This is a genomic window from Asaia sp. HumB (assembly GCF_030263835.1).
GTDB lineage: Bacteria > Pseudomonadota > Alphaproteobacteria > Acetobacterales > Acetobacteraceae > Asaia > Asaia bogorensis.
Genome location: NZ_JARPML010000002.1, coordinates 1,321,539 through 1,338,059, shown reverse-complemented (window position 1 = coordinate 1,338,059; position 16,521 = coordinate 1,321,539). Strand labels below are relative to the sequence as shown.

Annotated in this window: 16 protein-coding genes and 1 tRNA gene; 4 read left to right on the top strand and 13 right to left on the bottom strand. The window is 61.0% G+C overall.

Annotated elements, in window-relative coordinates:
* Positions 1-45: 45 nt before the first annotated feature.
* Positions 46-2,574 carry an ATP-dependent helicase HrpB gene (gene hrpB / locus P5689_RS07055; RefSeq protein ID WP_285532628.1) on the bottom strand — a complete coding sequence of 843 codons (2,529 nt, stop codon included), beginning with the start codon at positions 2,572-2,574 and terminating at the stop codon, positions 46-48.
* A 10-nt stretch (positions 2,575-2,584) separates the two neighbouring features.
* Here hrpB and P5689_RS07050 point away from each other — a divergent pair, with 10 nt between their 5' ends.
* Positions 2,585-4,765 carry a protein-disulfide reductase DsbD gene (locus tag P5689_RS07050; protein ID WP_285532627.1) on the top strand — a complete coding sequence of 727 codons (2,181 nt, stop codon included), beginning with the start codon at positions 2,585-2,587 and terminating at the stop codon, positions 4,763-4,765.
* A 26-nt stretch (positions 4,766-4,791) separates the two neighbouring features.
* Here P5689_RS07050 and P5689_RS07045 read toward each other — a convergent pair whose 3' ends face one another.
* Positions 4,792-5,007, bottom strand: coding sequence for a hypothetical protein (locus P5689_RS07045; protein WP_152530281.1), 216 nt, complete (start codon positions 5,005-5,007; stop codon positions 4,792-4,794).
* A gap of 105 nt (positions 5,008-5,112) precedes the next feature.
* Entirely contained in the window at positions 5,113-6,051 is a 939-nt protein-coding gene (locus tag P5689_RS07040; RefSeq protein WP_285532626.1) for an AraC family transcriptional regulator, read from the bottom strand.
* Positions 6,052-6,196: 145 nt separating this feature from the next.
* On the opposite strand from P5689_RS07040, the gene P5689_RS07035 reads away from it, so the two are divergent.
* Both P5689_RS07035 and P5689_RS07030 read left to right on the top strand, forming a co-directional pair.
* On the top strand, positions 6,197-6,397 hold the full coding sequence (locus P5689_RS07035; protein WP_285532625.1) for a hypothetical protein: 201 nt from the start codon (positions 6,197-6,199) through the stop codon (positions 6,395-6,397).
* A 92-nt stretch (positions 6,398-6,489) separates the two neighbouring features.
* Entirely contained in the window at positions 6,490-7,221 is a 732-nt protein-coding gene (locus P5689_RS07030; RefSeq protein ID WP_023979937.1) for an SDR family NAD(P)-dependent oxidoreductase, read from the top strand.
* A gap of 53 nt (positions 7,222-7,274) precedes the next feature.
* On the opposite strand, the gene P5689_RS07025 is transcribed toward P5689_RS07030, so the two are convergent.
* The 10 genes from P5689_RS07025 to hisG form a co-directional block, all read right to left on the bottom strand.
* Positions 7,275-8,003: a glycosyltransferase family 2 protein gene (locus P5689_RS07025; protein WP_023979936.1), complete on the bottom strand. Its 729-nt coding sequence runs from the start codon at positions 8,001-8,003 to the stop codon at positions 7,275-7,277.
* A complete protein-coding gene (locus P5689_RS07020; protein ID WP_023979935.1) occupies positions 8,003-9,625 on the bottom strand; it encodes a hypothetical protein in 1,623 nt (540 codons plus the stop codon). The genes P5689_RS07025 and P5689_RS07020 overlap by 1 nt, the downstream gene beginning before the upstream one ends.
* Entirely contained in the window at positions 9,622-9,996 is a 375-nt protein-coding gene (locus P5689_RS07015) for a phosphatase (RefSeq protein WP_023979934.1), read from the bottom strand. Before P5689_RS07015 ends, P5689_RS07020 begins: the two co-directional genes overlap by 4 nt.
* Positions 9,997-10,467: 471 nt before the next feature.
* A tRNA-Phe gene (locus P5689_RS07010) sits at positions 10,468-10,543 on the bottom strand.
* Between the two features lie 28 nt (positions 10,544-10,571).
* A complete protein-coding gene (locus tag P5689_RS07005) occupies positions 10,572-10,757 on the bottom strand; it encodes a DNA gyrase inhibitor YacG (protein WP_062165496.1) in 186 nt (61 codons plus the stop codon).
* Positions 10,754-11,842, bottom strand: coding sequence for a ribonuclease E/G (locus tag P5689_RS07000; RefSeq protein WP_285532624.1), 1,089 nt, complete (start codon positions 11,840-11,842; stop codon positions 10,754-10,756). Before P5689_RS07000 ends, P5689_RS07005 begins: the two co-directional genes overlap by 4 nt.
* Positions 11,839-12,447, bottom strand: a complete 609-nt coding sequence (locus P5689_RS06995) for a nucleoside triphosphate pyrophosphatase (protein WP_023979931.1) — start codon at positions 12,445-12,447, stop codon at positions 11,839-11,841. Before P5689_RS06995 ends, P5689_RS07000 begins: the two co-directional genes overlap by 4 nt.
* A gap of 10 nt (positions 12,448-12,457) precedes the next feature.
* A complete protein-coding gene (gene infA, locus P5689_RS06990) occupies positions 12,458-12,676 on the bottom strand; it encodes a translation initiation factor IF-1 (RefSeq protein ID WP_023979930.1) in 219 nt (72 codons plus the stop codon).
* 237 nt (positions 12,677-12,913) lie between these two features.
* Complete coding sequence (gene hisD / locus P5689_RS06985; RefSeq protein WP_285532622.1) at positions 12,914-14,209, bottom strand: histidinol dehydrogenase; 1,296 nt, start codon at positions 14,207-14,209, stop codon at positions 12,914-12,916.
* A complete protein-coding gene (hisG, locus tag P5689_RS06980; protein WP_023979928.1) occupies positions 14,206-14,940 on the bottom strand; it encodes an ATP phosphoribosyltransferase in 735 nt (244 codons plus the stop codon). Before hisG ends, hisD begins: the two co-directional genes overlap by 4 nt.
* Before the next feature lie 240 nt (positions 14,941-15,180).
* Here hisG and P5689_RS06975 point away from each other — a divergent pair, with 240 nt between their 5' ends.
* Positions 15,181-16,050: an aldo/keto reductase gene (locus tag P5689_RS06975; protein ID WP_023979926.1), complete on the top strand. Its 870-nt coding sequence runs from the start codon at positions 15,181-15,183 to the stop codon at positions 16,048-16,050.
* Positions 16,051-16,521: the final 471 nt, after the last annotated feature.

The following is a 16,521-nucleotide window of genomic DNA, read 5'->3' as shown; positions in this document are numbered from 1 at the left end:
CGTGGTTCGATAGTCACGTTCTGTGTGACGAATCGCGTGAGGCGCTCAGGTGTCGCGTGGACGCCTAGGCGGGGGCGGGCTGGCTGTCGCGGGATTTTCCGGCCAGTCATGTTTCGGGTAACGACCACGCATGTCGCGTCGCATGTCGGCCCAGCCCGTGGTCCAGAAGGCGGCGATATCGGCAGTGATGGCCTGCGGGCGACCCGCAGGTGACAACAGGGCAAATTGCAGCTTGATGCGCCCATTGGCGATGCGTGGCGTCTCCTTCAGCCCGTAGAAGGCCTGGGCACGGGCCGAGATCGTGGGCGTGGCATCGCGATAATCGATGGCGGGCTGCGCGCCGGGCAGGGTGAGGCTCGTCGGTAAAGCCTGATCGAGCTGTTTGAGCTGGGTGTAGTCGAGGCGTTGCCGCAGGAGGGGCAGCAGGTCCAGCGCCTGTATCTGGCTGAGCTTCGTCATGCCATCGATATAGGGGAGCAGCCACTCATCGAGAGTGGCGGCAAGGGTTTCGTCATCGGCGGCAGGCAGGGTCTCATCGAGATGGGCCCTTGCCAGGGCGAGCCGGGCACGAAATTGCTGGCATGAGTCGGACCAGGTGAGGCTGCCAGCCAGATCGGCGCGTATGCGTGACAGCAACAGCGCCTGCACCTCCTCCGGCTTTGCCGGGGCAGAACGGTCGCGCAGTACCAGATTGCCAAGGCGCAGCCTTCTGCGGGCGATCACGTTGCCGGTTGTCGTATCAAGCGCGGTCTCGACCTGTTCCTCCGTACGGGCCAGCAAGGTTGCAGGCAGGTTATCGAGATCGAGCGGGGCGGCGAGGCAGATTTCGGTTGCCGTACGCACATGAAGGGCAGGGGCGACGATCAGGGTTTCGCGCGCCAGCGGGTCGATGGCGCTCAGTCGGGCCGATCCTCCCCCCGACAGGCGATATCGTCCCGTTTCGCCCGCGGCCATGGCTACGCGATCCGGAAAGCCTGCGGCAAGCAGGGCCGACGCGCTGGCGGGGTCGGGCGCAAGACGCTGGCTCAGCCCGAGGCGCTTCTGATAGCGCTGGGCGGATTGCCGGATACGGGCAAGGCTCGCCCGGTCGGCATGGGGGTGATGCTCGGCGCCCTCGATCAGGCCGAGACGCGTCTGGATATCGGCGGGTACCGAGGGGCTGCGCTGACCGGGGACGATACGCGGGCGTAGGGGGTCGCGTTCTTCCAGAAGGGCGGCGAGGGCGGCGGCGGTGGCCTTTTCGGGTGGGGTACGGGCTGCGCACATCATCGCAGCCAGACGGGGCTGTGCGCCGAGCCGTGCCATGGCGGCGCCCAGCGGCGTGATCTTTTCTGCCTCATTCAGTGCCCCGAGCGCCGTAAGCAGGGCGCAGCCGGCCTGAAAGGCACCGGCTGGCGGTGTATCGAGTAAAGGCACAGCGGCTGGGGGCGTGCCCATGACTTCGTGCCATGCAGCAAGGTCAAGGCAATGGCCGGTCAGGTCGCTGGTCTGGATTTCGGGCAGATAATGGGCAATCAGGGCGCGGCCAGTGGCTTCTGTCCACAGACGTACCGCAATGCCTGGTGCCTCGCGGCCGGCGCGCCCGGCACGCTGTGTCGCCGTGGCCCGCGAGATGCGCATGGTCTCGAGCCGTGACAGGCCGGACCCCGCATCGAGACGCGGCGCACGGGCAAATCCGCCATCCACCACGATACGGACGCCAGGTACGGTGAGCGAGGTTTCTGCAATCGAGGTGGACAGCACCACCTTGCGCCTTTCGGCTGGTTTGAGGGCCAGATCCTGCTCGCGGGTATCGAGTTCGCCATAGAGGGGGACGATCAGTGCCGGAGCATCCGCCAGCGCTGCCGCACAGCGCCTGATTTCGCCGACACCGGGCAGGAAGGCCAGAATATCGCCTTCCTCCTCAGCCAGCAGGCTGCGTATGGTGCGCGCCATGACATCGGGCAGTTCGCGCAGGGCTGCGATGTCCCTTCTGGCGTGACGTATGTCCAGCGGAAAGGCGCGGCCTTCGCTCTCGACCAGGACGCCATCGAGCAAAGAGGTGAAGGCGCGCCCATCCGTTGTGGCCGACATGGCCACAAGACGGAGTTCGGGGCGCATGGTGCGTTGCAGATCGAGCGCGAAACCAAGCGCTGTATCGAGATCGAGCGAGCGTTCATGCACCTCGTCGAACAGAATGGCCGACACGCCCTCAAGCAGCGGGTCGGTCAGCAGGCGTCGCAGCAGCAGCCCTTCTGTCACCACCTCGATTCTGGTGGCCGCGCTCATAGCCGAATCCGTGCGCGTGCGATAACCGACTGTCTGGCCTGTGGCTTCGCCCAGCAGGGCGGCCATGCGATGGGCGGCCCCACGCACGGCAACACGCCGGGGCTCGACGACAATCAGGCGCCCTTCCTCGCGCCAGGGGGCTTGTAAAAGATGAAGCGGCACCAAAGTGGTCTTGCCTGCGCCGGGCGGCGCAACCAGTACGGCATTGCGTCCGGCATCGAGCACGGCCTGAAGCTCGGGCAGGGCTGCACAGACAGGAAGAACGGGAAGCGAAATGAGATTGGCGGGCAATAGGGGACCGGTCATAATGACTTCTATGGCGCGTCCGCGGGGCGGTCGGCAATTCTCTTCCTTCACAGCGATTGGTCTCATGCTGCGCAAGCTGTCTCCTGTTGTCCTCACCCTGCTCGCTTTCGGTTCTGCTCCTGCCTTTGCTGCCGAGAGTGCCCCCGTCACCTCGGCCCATGACACCGCCACCCTGGTGACTGACCGCGACAGCGTCACGGCCGGGGGGGATCTGCATGTCGGGCTGCGTCTTAAGCTTAAGCCGGGATGGCATACCTACTGGCTCAATGCCGGTGATGCGGGCGAACCCCCGACACTGAAAACCACGGCCAGCGGAGCCATGACCGGCCAGAGCGAGTCGATCAGCTTTCCCACCCCCGTACGCATCAGCGAAGGGGGGCTGATGTCCTATGCCTATACGGGTGACGTGCTTTTGCCCCAGACCCTGAAGCTGGAGGGCAAGGCGGGTGAGGTGACACTCAAGGCCCATGCGGAATGGCTGGTATGTGCGGCAACCTGTGTGCCTGAATCGGGTGATTTCAGCCTGACCCTGCCTTCAGGCAATGCGGCGCCCAACAGTGCCGCCGAGGGGCCGCTATTCGTCAAGGCGGCGCAGGCAAGCCCCATGCCGTCACCTTTTGCCGCGACAACGACATCAGACGCCACGCTGACCCTGAGTGGTCAGGGGCTGTCGGGCGAGAGCGTCAGCCGGGCCTGGTTCATGCCCTCTGTAACCGGCGTGATCGATCAGGTTGCGCCGCAGAAGCTGGAGGTCAGTCAGGGCAAGGTGTCGCTTGGCCTTCACTGGATCGATGCAGCGCATAAGCCCACGACGCTTGATGGTATCGTGGTGCTTCAGGATCAGGCGGGGCAGCAGACGGCTCTGTGGGTCAGCACCAGCCCCGGCACGGAGGCGGCCGGGCAGCGTGCGGGTGCGGGCGTGACTCTTCCCGTCGCGGGAGTGGCCTCGTCTGCGGCGGCTCCCTCGCATACGGCGCTTTGGCAACTGGTGATCTTTGCCTTTCTGGGTGGGCTGATTCTCAATCTGATGCCGTGCGTGTTCCCGGTTCTGGCCATGAAGGCGTTCTCGCTTGCCCGTCTGGGCGGGTCGCATCGCCATGAGCAGATCAGCAGTGCGCTTGCTTATATGACCGGCGTGATGGGCAGTTTTGCCGCGCTGGGTGTCGCTATGATCGTGCTGCGCAGCGTAGGCTCGGCGGTGGGGTGGGGTTTTCAGTTCCAGTCTCCTGTTTTCGTGCTCGGTGTAGCCTGGCTGCTTGTCATGATGGCCCTGAACCTGCTTGGTGTTTTCGAGGTAACGGCAGGACGCCTCGGTCAGGATGTCACGCCACGCCATGGCATATGGGGCGACATGCTGACGGGGCTGCTGGCTGTGGTTGTGGCCACGCCCTGCACGGCCCCGTTCATGGGGGCTGCCATTGCGGCGGCTCTGGGTGGACCGGCATGGGCAGGACTCATGCTGTTCCTCGCCATGGGGTTCGGTCTGGCATCGCCTTATGTCGCGATTGCGACCATTCCGTTTCTGGCCCGGCATATGCCTAAGCCCGGTGCCTGGATGGCCATTCTCAAGCAGGTTCTTGCCTTCCCGCTTCTGGGAACCGCAGTCTGGCTTTTCTGGGTTGCCTGTGTGCAGCGTGGCGCCATGATCCTGCCAGTCGGGCTGGGCGGCGCGGTTGCGCTTGGGCTGGCAGCCTGGCTGTTCGGCCTAACGCAACGCGAGGCGATGATCAGGGGTGCAACCCCCTGGGTCGTTATCGGTCGGGCTGTGGCCGTTATTGTCGTGCTTCTGGCGGGCGCCAGTCTTGTGCGCGTTGCCGATAGCGAGGCAGCTTCACCCAGCTTTGTCGCTCATAGCGAAAATGGCGCCGTGGCCTATTCACCCGATCGGCTCGCCTCGCTGCGCGATGCTGGCAAGCCTGTCTTTATCGACATGACGGCGGCGTGGTGCATCACCTGCATGGTCAATGAGCGCGTTGCCCTGCAGGCGGCGCCCGTGCAGAAGGCCTTCGCTGCGCGGGGCGTGACATACATGAAGGGGGACTGGACCAATCGTGACGAGACCATCAGCGCCTATCTTCGTGCGCATGAGCGCGATGGCGTGCCGCTCTATGTCTATTATGCCCCCCACAAGGAGGGTGTGATCCTGCCGCAGATCCTGACTGTTTCCGAGGTGCTGGACGTTCTCAAATAGGATCGCCAGCCCCGGTCATCCATGCGTCAGGGCGTGGAAGCACCAAAGCCCGAGCCCATATACATGTGACCATGCGGACCATGGCCGGATGGTCCCTTCATGCTGACGGATTTGCCGCCTGACCCGGTACCCGTCCCTGTCACTGGACGCAGGAGTCCGGCGCGGGTGTCGTCCTCTGGTGGGTGGGGATGGGTGCAGCAGGCTAGCAACAGCATGGCAGCGAGCAGGGGGAGAGTTCTCATGAGACACCTTGGCTGTTCTCGTGTCGCACCGTGGGACTGTCAGGGCCCCTGCGCGATCTTTCCGATTCTAAGGGCTGAGCCGATAACGGCAAGCCCGCAAGCGGATTACACCCAGACAGCCTCATTCAACTCCCGATATCGCTCGATACCGATGGCGCGTATGCGCGTCACATCCTGATGGGGTGGCATACCGAAAATCGACCGGTATTCGCGGGTGAACTGCGACGGGCTTTCATAGCCCACAGCAAAACCGGCATCGGCGGCAAGGCGGTTTTCATACAGCATCAGGCGCCGTGCTTCCTGAAGGCGCAGGCGCTTGCGATATTGCACGGGCGATAGCCCCGTAACCTCCTGAAACTTGCGATAGAACGTTGATCGCCCCATCCCTGCAAGACCGGGAAGGGTCGAGGCCTCGGTCTCTTCCATGAAATGGGCGCGCATATGGGCGAGCGCCCGGTTGATGCGGGATGCATCGCTTTTCTGGTCGGCAATCTCGTGCAGGACGTGGCGTTGATCACCCTGCAGGGCGCGATAGATGATCTCCCGCTTGAGCATGGGTGCCAGAAAGGTACGGTCGTCATCATTGCCGAGGGCGATGAGCAGACGGCGCAGGGCGTCGAGCAGATCGGGGGTCACGGCACTCAGGCCAAGACTGGTGTGCAGAGGGGATCTGAGGCCCGGGTCAGCCCGTGTTTCGGCAATCACATTGGCGATTTCCTCAGGCGTGAAGGCGATACAGGCGGCGAGATAAGGCGCCTCGGGCGTGGCGTGTGTGATGTGCCCCGAAAGAGGCAGATCGACCGTCGCGACGAGATAGTGGTTCTGGTCGTAGTCGAAGCTGCTCTTGTGAATCCTGATCCTCTTCGCCCCCTGAATGATGATGTACAGGCGCGGCTCATAGACGACCAGCAGAGGGTCGGTCGCGGTTTCCGAGCGATACAGCGTCAGGAAATCGACAGCCGTGCGGGTGCTTTTGCGCGGACAATGGGCGCGCACGAGGGACTGCACGTCGCCCAGCATGGTTGCGTCAGCTTGTTGACTCATCACCTCAGTATGGGACTGCGAGACGATAAGGCAAGTTTTGTGGATTCGAGAGATAACGGGTCTGCGGTGTGGACGCGCATGGTCTGCCTGTTCCGCAAGGACGGGAGTTTCACTGCATCAGAGGCCTGCCATGCCAGATCACGCCATGTCACCCGCAAAGGGGCTCATGACCACCCGCGCCCAGTCACAGCAGATGAGGCAATTATATCGTGTCTGGCGGGAGCAGATCAGAAAGCTCGAGCGACGCAGGATCTGTCTCTCGGCTGGGCAGAAACGCCTTATTCTGCGTGACCTGCGCCAGCATTACAGGACGCTCGAACGCTCCTGCCGATTGCTCCAGGCCTGAAAGATGATGGATCTCATCTTCGTTGCGGACGCCCTCAGATATGTCGGCCTGAACGTCTATCTGGCCTTTTTTCAAAATGGGAGAACTGATCAATGACGGCAAAACTTGCTTTGGTGACAGGCGCAAGCCGTGGAATTGGCGCCGGAATTGCCCGCCAGCTTGCCAGCGAAGGCTATGACATCGCCTTTTCCTATCCCGGTGAAATGGCCGGGGCGCAGGAGACAATCAGGCAGGTCGAGGCACTGGGTCGCAGGGCGCTGGCTATTCAGGCCGATGGCAGCACCGTTGCCGGCAATGAAAAAGTAGTGGCTGAAGCTGTGCGCGTTTTCGGCCGCCTGGATGTGCTGGTGTGCAATGCAGGCATGTACCCCAAAGGGACGATTGACGAGATCACGACCGGCGATATCGAGAAGGTGCTCAACCTCAATGTCCGTGGCGCAATGATCGAAACTATGTGCGCGGTGCGTCATATGCAGCCCGGCGGTCGTATCGTGCTGATGGGATCGGCTTTTGGCGGTCGTGCGCCGCTGCCTGGTCTGTCGCTCTATTCCGGCACCAAGGCCGCCCTGCGCGGTTTTGCCCAGGGTGTGGCGCGCGATCTGGGTGATCGGGGGATCACGATCAATGTGGTGGAACCGGGTCCGGTGAATACGGCCATGAACCCGTCAGACACCGAGGCCGCGAAAATTCTGGCCCGTTTCGTGGCGACCGGAGCCTATGGCGCGATCGAGGATATCGCTCATGTCGTATCGTTTCTGGTCAATGAGCGTTCGAGCTACATCACCGGATCGTCTCTGGCGGTCGATGGCGGGTTGCTCGCCTGACCAGAGATGTTGCCTTCTGCCTTTTTCGGAGCAGAAGGCAATGCGACGGCCTGTTATCCGGCTTCGGCCAGAAGGGCCTCGTACTCGGCAGGGACCCCACAAAAGGTGATCGCCTCAGGCGGAATCACCTCATAATGGATTTTCATTCCATCCCTGATCAGATGATTGTAGAGCGGCGCCACGTAAAGCTCAGGAGATGACGGGGTGAGACGCTCCTGTTCGAGTGCCTTCAGGAAGTCACCGCTGCGGGCGAAATGGTACAGTCCGTCACAGCACAGATCGGAAATCGGCTGTTTTTCGGTTGTGCGAATGGCCAGCGGCTCATCGCTGTTTTCCGCTGCGCCGACATAGGACCAGTTGGCACCCGACCCACGGAACACTTCGAGATAGCCATCCGACTTCCCGAACCATGCCCCTTGGGGAAAGCGGAAATTGGGGCGGAAGGTGTCGATATTGAAAATGGTCAGTGGCGACTCGGCAGACATACCAGCCTGCTTGACGCCAAATTCCACCGTCTCGGCCTGGCCTGCAGTTTCATGGTCAAGAATGACGATGCGTGCATCACGAATGCCAAGCGCCTCGATTTCGCGACGGATGAAAGCTTCCGTGTCGGCCACCGTGCGGGCGATAAACACGAAAGGATGGCTTTCGAAATAGGCTGAAAAGCTCTCGATCGAATGGGCGAACACGCTCTTGCCATGCAGGGGAAGCATGTATTTGGGCACCGGATAGCCGGCTTTGGTGAAGCGGCTGGAGAGGCCAGCCATGGGGATGACGATCATCACGCAAGTCCTTCAAGCGTGGCATACAGACGAAGGGCATTGGCGATGAATGCCTTTTGCCTGTCCGGCCGGTCGGAATGGAGCGGCAACATGGAAACGAAAAGCGATGTCATGATGGCGCGCGTTTCCCGGCTTGCCGTAGACAGACCTGCAATCTTCATTTCGGCGAAGGATTTCTGCAGCCAGTCGCGCTGGGGCGAGGCATCGAACTCCAGATTGAAATCGTACTCTGATTGCTGCGCCAGGGTGTAACGACCTGCCAGAATGAAATCATAAAGCCCATCGACGGAATGGGAGAATTTCGCGATGTCATAGCGGAAATCGCCCCAGATTTCGAGCTTGTCCGCAAACACGTAACCACGCGGATCGATGACGGAAATACGGCTGTTGCGCGAATTATAGAGAATATTGCTGAAGCAGAAATCACCATGCATCAGCGTTGCGCGCGCCGACGGGTCATGCGTGATGAGGGCCTCGATCTCCTTGGCAATGGTCATGAGCGACGGCATGGCGCGACCCTTGAATGTCAGCGGGCGCGTGACATCGAACCCTGTCTCTCTGGCATAGCGCTCAAGGCGTTCGACAGTCTTGCCACCCATGAGCTGACGCGAATAGGCCTCGCGCGGTGCATCGCTATGGGTGGTGGCGCAGAGCTCGAGAAATTCCGAGCAACTCGTCAGGATCTTCTTCCAGGTGACGCGGCCGATGGAGGAAAACACGTAGAGCTCGGAGAGGTTGGGCGCGTACTGGTATTCCGTGGTGTAGAATGCCTGGCTGTCATTCTCGCCCTTGTCGAGCAGACGGGCCGCATAGGGCTGCACCGCGGCGGGGATGGACTCGAACCAGTTGGCCTCGCCTTTCATCTTGAAGCGGTCTTCAGAAAGCTTGCGAACCGTGCTTTGCGTGATTTGCAGCGAATTGAAGGCGCGGGCGGTGGTAACAAGGCGGCGCGACCGGAAATAGGTCTGGATATGGCCGAAATCATACCAGCCATCGACCTGCTTGAGGGTCAGAGGGCGGCGCTTGATATAGAGATTGAGGCCCGTGATGAAATTGCCACGCGCCTGGCTGATGGCACGTACAAGTTCGACCCCGTTCGAAAACGAGAAAAACCCGCATGCAATCGGGCGCTCGAGGTCTTCCTCGCTGGTGGCCTCGATCGTCTCGAGGCTGCTGATCGCGCCGTCATCGTGATTGATCACCGCCCAAGAGTAGTCATCACCCTCCCGGTGGCTTGCGACAACATTGAGGCCGGTTGGAATCGTGCCGAGCACCGTGTCGCCGTGAAGGATCTGGATGCCGACCGAATAGGCATTCAGAACGTTGATCGCATAGACAACGGCTTCACCCAGGGACAGGCCATCTGGCATCGGGAGCAACGATACGCCCTTCTGCTCCAGCCTGTGCAGATCATAGGTCGGAACCTCATAGCTCTCGGGAACAGCCAGATAGATCTGGCTGATATTGAGATCCTGAGCCTTCAGACTGTCAGCCTGAATGTCATAGAGACGCCCTACGCCAAGCGGCAGAAAGGATGGTGGCAGTTGCCCAAACTCTGCAACGAGTTCCTGCGTGACATAGGCCCCGGACATGATCAGGGCGATGGAGGAAGAGGGGTTCATTTGCCAGATTCGATCAATGCATTGATTTCAGCGAGCGTGAGCGTGACAAATTCCCTGGGGCGAATGGCACGGTCATCGACATAAAACCCTTCGGTGCCGCACCACGGCTTGCCGACATAGATCTCGTCATAGGGAACGTCGTGCTTCTTCAGCCATTCAAGAATGACGGGAAGCGTATTCGCATTGATCTTGCCAACAGCGCCCTGATAGGTGCGCATGTTGCGCGCTGTCTGAATCAGGATTTCAAATCCCTGCGCCTTGTATTCGCGCAGTTTGGCAATGAGCGGAAGGTTGGGTTCCTTCTCGCTATATGACAGATCAGGATTACTGATGGTGAGGGTGTCGTCGAGATCAATAACGAGACGCTTCATAGCCAGGGTCGAGCTCCGCAAATTCTTGACTGAACTACCTATTCGGTCTGAATTGAAATTGCCAGACAACTGAGCGAGATGAAAAACTTTGTTTTTCTGATGTTTATATGACAAATCATGCATTATTTGTCCACAAACATTGCCTGTATGATACTGAATTGTTCAGATTGACTGATGACTGCAAAGAAGCCGTGCCTTTGCCCGCTTCGGAGCGCACTAGCAGGTCTGCGGCCAGGGTGCCCGGATGGAGACGAGTGTCTGACCGTGGCATGGTGACGCTGAATGCTCTCCAAGCCCGAAAATGCCTCAGCGTTCTTATGTAAACAGATTGAGGGCATCGTGCGCGCAGCATCTATCCCCGCGCGCGAGGAGGCGGGAGGGGAATGTCTCTGCGAGAAATCATTCGCTCGGCGCAAGCATATCAGATGCGATGTACGCTATTTGCTTAGCGCTATATTTTGGGAGGAAAAATGGTGCCCAAGACCGGGATCGAACCAGTGACACTGCGATTTTCAGTCGCATGCTCTACCAACTGAGCTACTTGGGCACCGTCACCTGACGGTGTGAGAGGGGGTTTACTCCAAGCCGTCACGGTGATCAAGCGGGGGAAAGCCGTTTTTTTCGGCTTCATCCTCATCCACGGCCGGAACGCTGTAGCTTTCATTGAACCAGCGCCCGAGATCCACATCAGCACAGCGCTTGCTGCAAAAAGGCCTGAAGGCGTGGAGCGTCGGTTTCTGGCAGATGGGGCACAGGCTCATGGGGTGAAACTCCAGTAGCTGTCAGGAAAATCGGGCATCATGTGCAGGGTGAGCGGTGCTCCCCATTCAAGCGAGAACTGTGCCACGGCCTGGCTGTCCGCCTCCAATGCGCGTGTGACAGCCAGCGATGCCTGCAGAACCGGTGTTGGGGTGGCCCTCTGTTCCGTCGGCCTCGCTGGCCGGTCGCGCAGGATTTGCCTCAGCGCCTGCAGGCCACGGCCACCGGGGCTGGAAAGGCACTCATGCAAGGGTGCACGCCCCCTGGTACGGACGATCTCCAGCAGACCCAGCGCAGTCGCGCCCAGCATGCGCGGTTGCATCGGATCGCCTGCGAGCGCCTCGGCCAGAAACCTGCCCAGCGCCGGACGCTTGCGCAGGGGGACTCCAGCCGGATCAACCAGGATCGCCCCGCTGAGATTGCGCATACGTATCTGCTGCGCCAAAGCCGAAAAGGCGTGACGATTGGCCGTGAACCCGTCCATCTGCCGACGTTGATCGGGATGGGGGTCATCCAGATCAATGGCGGTCAGTGCCGGGGTCGGGCTGAAGCTCGCCCTGATGCCATGGGGCAAGGCCGCCTGCGGCGTCATCAGGTCATCACATTCAGCATCGAGCACAGCGTCGAAGGCGTGGCTGAGACGGGTGATGCGTGGCCTGAGGGCAGCAGGGATCAGGGCCATAAGGGTTGGAGAGTCACACAGCAATGCGGCGTCCGGGTAACGCGCTGCGATGTCTTCAAGCGGTGAGGGGCCTCGTGCAACAAGGCAGGGGCGTTCGGTCGCCGTGAGTGTGTGGCTGACGGGCTTGAGGCGTAACCCCTTGCCATTCTGGGCACTGCGCGTCACGCGTGCGGCGACCAGAGCTCCTTCAGCATGGGTGCCGGTTAAAAAGCCGGAGCTGTTGTCACCAAGGAGCACGAAAGCGCCGCCCAGGGCGGGCGCGGATTTTTGCACGCGTACGGCGTGAATGTCGCCATAGCCATCGGGCATGCCCGGGCGCCACAGGCCAAAATCGACAAGTCTATCCTCATCGCAAACCGCGATGCGTGCCTCGCCCGGTGACCAGGCGATGCGACATTCCATCATACGATGAAGCGACAGGGCTGGCCGCGCAGCATCTGGGCCGTCTCGAAAAGGGGGAGGCCGATCACGGCTGAGGGACTACCGCCCACATAGCGTATGACAGAGGCTGCGGCACCCTGAAGCGCATAGCCGCCAGCCTTGCCCTGCCAGTCTCCCTGATCGAGCAGCGCCGCTATCTGCGCCTCTGTCAGGCGGGAGAACGTCACATCGGTCTCGACCAGACGTTCGACCACACGTCCGGCAGCCCAGCCACCGGCAGGCATAACGCAGACGGCAGTCAGCACTGTATGACGACGACCGGAAAGCAGGCGCAGGCAGCGTTCTGCCGTTGCACGGTCTTCCGCCTTTGGCAGGATGCGGCGCCCGACGGCGACCAGCGTGTCAGCAGCCAGAACAAGGGCTTCCCGCTGGCAGCGCGTGGCAACAAGTTCTGCCTTCATACGGGCCAGGCGCGCCACGCAGGCGCGGGGCGTCTCGTTCTGTCGTGGCGATTCGTCCAGATCGGCCGCGTCGATGCGGTCCGGGGTCAGCCCGATCTGTCGCAGCAGGTCCACCCGTCGCGGCGATGCCGAGGCAAGAACCAGCTCCGGCCTTGTGCCGTCTGTCACGCGAACGCTCTTACTTGAAGCGGAAGGTGATGCGGCCCTTGGACAGGTCGTAGGGGGTCATTTCAACATTGACGCGGTCACCGGCCAGAACGCGGATACGGTTCTTGCGCATCTTGCCGCTGGTATGGGCCAGAATGGTGTGCTCGTTGTCGAGTGTGACGCGGAACATGGCATTTGGCAGCAGCTCGGTCACCGTGCCGCTGAATTCGATCATGTCTTCTTTTGACATCTGAGTCCTTGAAACTGTGTTCTGATACAGGCCGGAAAATCCCCGGCAGGATGGAATTATGCCGCGTATGTGCTGGCTCGACGTCGTTACGTCAAGTTTCTTGGTGATTCTGGCCTCGAAAAGAGGCGTTTTGGCCTCTGCGCGTTAGCCTCGTCACCCGGGTCACGGATTTTCTGCCCTGCCGTCACGAATGGCAGGATCAGGGACTATGACCGGGAGCGGTGCCGTTGGCAGGCTTCAGCCCAGAGCGTCGAGTCGTGCTGACAGGCTCAGCGCATGGGCATCAAGTCCCTCGGCTTTGGCCAGCCTGACGCCTGCAGGACCGACAGCGCGCAGACCATCGGCACCGGCTGAGATCGTGGTGGTGCGCTTGAGAAAATCAAACACCGACAGGCCCGAGGCAAAACGCGCCGTGCGGCTTGTGGGCAGAACGTGGTTCGGCCCGCCAACATAATCGCCGACAGCTTCGGGGCAGTTGCGACCAAGGAACATGGCACCGGCATGACGGATCAGGGTGGAGAACTGCTCGGCATCATCCAGCATGACTTCAAGATGCTCGGAGGCGAAGCGGTTGGCAATTTCAGCGGCCTCATTCCAGTCGCGCACAATCACCACCGCGCCATGATCGGCCCAGGACTTCCCGGCAATGGCAGCTCGGGGGAGGGTCTTGAGTTCGGTCTCCACGGCGTCCAGCACAGATCGTGCAAAGCCGGCATCGTCTGTGATGAGTACTGCCTGGGCCAGTTCGTCATGTTCTGCCTGGGCCAGCAGATCGAGCGCCACGAAGCGCGGGTTGTTGCGGTTGTCGGCCACAATCACGACCTCGGACGGACCAGCAATCGAGTCGATCCCCACGTGACCGAACACCTGACGCTTGGCCTCGGCGACATAGGCATTGCCCGGACCGACGATGCGATCGACGGGGCGAATACTGTTCGTGCCATAGGCGAGCGCGGCTACAGCCTGCGCACCGCCAACCCGATAGATCTCGCTCACGCCGCAGACACGCGCAGCCGCCAGAACGAGCGGGTTCAGGACGCCGTCGGGGCAGGGCACACACATGGCGATACGGCCAACGCCTGCCACACGGGCTGGCAGGGCGTTCATGAGAACAGAGGACGGATACGCGGCCTTGCCGCCCGGCACATAAAGCCCCACGGCATCGAGCGGCGTCCAGCGCATGCCCAGGGTCAGCCCGACCTCGTCCTGATAGGCAAGGTTCGAGGGCATCTGCGCCCGATGAAAGGCTTCGATGCGTGAGGCGGCGAGATTGAGCGCTTCCATCAGATCGGCATCGACCTTGTCGGCCTCGCGTGCAATTTCGTCTGCGGTGATGGCCAGCCCTTCCGGGACGAGGCTCAACCGGTCGAAACGCGCCGTATAGTCGCACAGAGCCGTGTCACCCTGCTCACGAATAGTGGCGATGATATCGCGCACCGGCGCGCTCACGCTGGTTTCAACAGCGCTCCGGTCAGAAAGCAGCGTTGCGAGACGGGATTCGAAATCCGTGTCGATGCTTTGCAGCCATTTCATGCCGTTTTCTCCTGAAGGGCGTCGCGAAAGCGTTCGATCAGGGCACGAATGGCGTCGGGTCGGGTTTTCAGGGCAACGCGATTGACGATGAGGCGGCTCGTGACATGCGCGATGACATCAGTCTCGCGCAGGCCATTGGCCTTGAGGGTCGAGCCGGTATCCACCAGATCGACAATCACGCTGGCCATGTCGAGTGTGGGGGCGAGTTCCATGGCGCCGTGCAGATGCACGATTTCGGCATTGATGCCTTTGGCCGCGAAATGACGTCGCGTGATGGTCGGATATTTGGTCGCTACACGCAGATGCGAACTGGCTGCGGTCTTGTCATGATCGCCGTTCTGACCGGCCATCCCGACCGGGCGGGCGATGGAAATACGGCATCCGCCAATTCCGAGATCGAGCGGCGCATAGATATCGGGATAGTCGAATTCCATCAGCACATCGGCACCGCAAACGCCGATCTGCGCGCCACCATGCGCCACAAAAGTCGCGACATCGAAAGAGCGTACGCGCACCACGTCGACCTTGGGGTCGAGCGTTGGAAAACGCAGGCTGCGTGTCCCTTCGCCAATGGCGCTGCCATCCTGAAAAAGCCCTGTGCGCTCAAGCACGGGGCCCAGCGCCTTGAGGATACGCCCCTTTGGCAGTGCCAGAACGAGCGGCGCATCGTTCAGATGCGCGTGCTGGGCATTGTCACGGGATTCGGAGGCGGGTTCGGATACGGCATTCATCACGACATTCCTGTAGCACAATCTTGCTCAGTCAAGAACCGGGCGGCCGCAAGGTTTTTGACTGGGATGCAGGCCGTCAGCCCTCGGGCCGCAGGGCCTTGCGAGCTGGCGACAGGAGGTATGGCTCACGCAGTGATGACCATCTTGATGGCCAGGAAGGCGGGCGGACCTGCAACCCAGAGCGTCGCAATCCGCTAGATTGGGCAAGAACCGTCTTTTCGGGAATGACAGGAGCCCTGAATGTCTCGCAGCGAATTTACCCCTGACCTCGCCATTGCCACCCCGCGTGCCGATGAAGAACAGGTCCATCTGCAACTCAATGACGGGGCACGCATCCCGCAATTCGGCCTTGGTGTTTACAAGACCCCAGCTGACGAAACGGCTGAAATCGTGCGCTATGCCGCCAAGGCAGGCTATCGCATGGTCGATACGGCGGCGTTTTACGGCAATGAAAGCGGCGTTGGCGATGCGCTGCAGGATTATCCGGATCTGTATGTCTCGACCAAGCTCTGGGCCAGCGACATGGGTTACGATGCCGCCTTGCGTGCCTTTGATGTCAGCGCGAAAAAGCTGCGTCGCGATGTGGTCGACCTCTATCTGATCCACTGGCCCATGCCGAAGAAGGATCTGTACGTCGAAAGCTGGAAGGCGCTCATCGAGCTCAAGAAGCAGGGGCGTATCCGGTCGATTGGTGTCTGCAATTTCGAGCCCGAACATCTGACGCGTCTGATTGAGGAAACCGGGGTCAAGCCGGTGCTCAACCAGATTGAACTGCACCCAGCCTTCCAGCAGAAGAGGCTGCGGGCTTTCAATGAGTCGCTTGATATTCGCACCGAAGCCTGGAGCCCGCTGGGACGCGGTACGGGGCTGGATGGCGAGATCATCACCAGCATTGCGAAGAAGCACGGCAAGACGCCGGGTCAGGTGACAATCCGCTGGCATCTCGATCAGGGCAATGTCGTCATTCCCAAATCGGCGCATCCGAAGCGCATCGATGAAAATTTCGGCGTGTTCGATTTCCGCCTCGATAAGGAGGATATGAGCCGCATTGCCACCCTCGACCGGGAGGATGGGCGCACGGGCCCCAACCCGTTCACAGCTGATTTCTGAGACTGGTCTTGTCTCAGGGGCGCTCGCAGGACGAGGCGCTTGCGTCACATTGGGGCGCGAATAAGGGCCTCGTATTGAGAGGTGGAGCAACTGCTTCTTGTCGAGGTAGACGGCTTCTCTGACAGTGCAGGGGTCGCTTGCCCCGCGAGCCTTTGCTGGGTTCGCTCTATCTGGGTTAGGGGATCACGTGTCCCCTCCCAAAGGTGATGCGGCCCGACTTAACGCCTCTCTCGCGGCAGACCATCTTCGCCGGTGTACCATGAGCGTCCGGGTTCTGGTGCAGAGGACTTGGTGTCGCCCAGCATCCTGAGCGCTGACACAGTGCACTCCGTTCCGGCTCGATATCCGTCGAGTAAAAAGCGGCCCGTTTGCCGGGTCGAAGCCTAAGGCGACAGGCGAGCGAGTTCGGGTAATGACGGGGGTGGGGCTTACGACGCGCTTTTCAGGCAGACATCCCGTGACCTGTCTCGT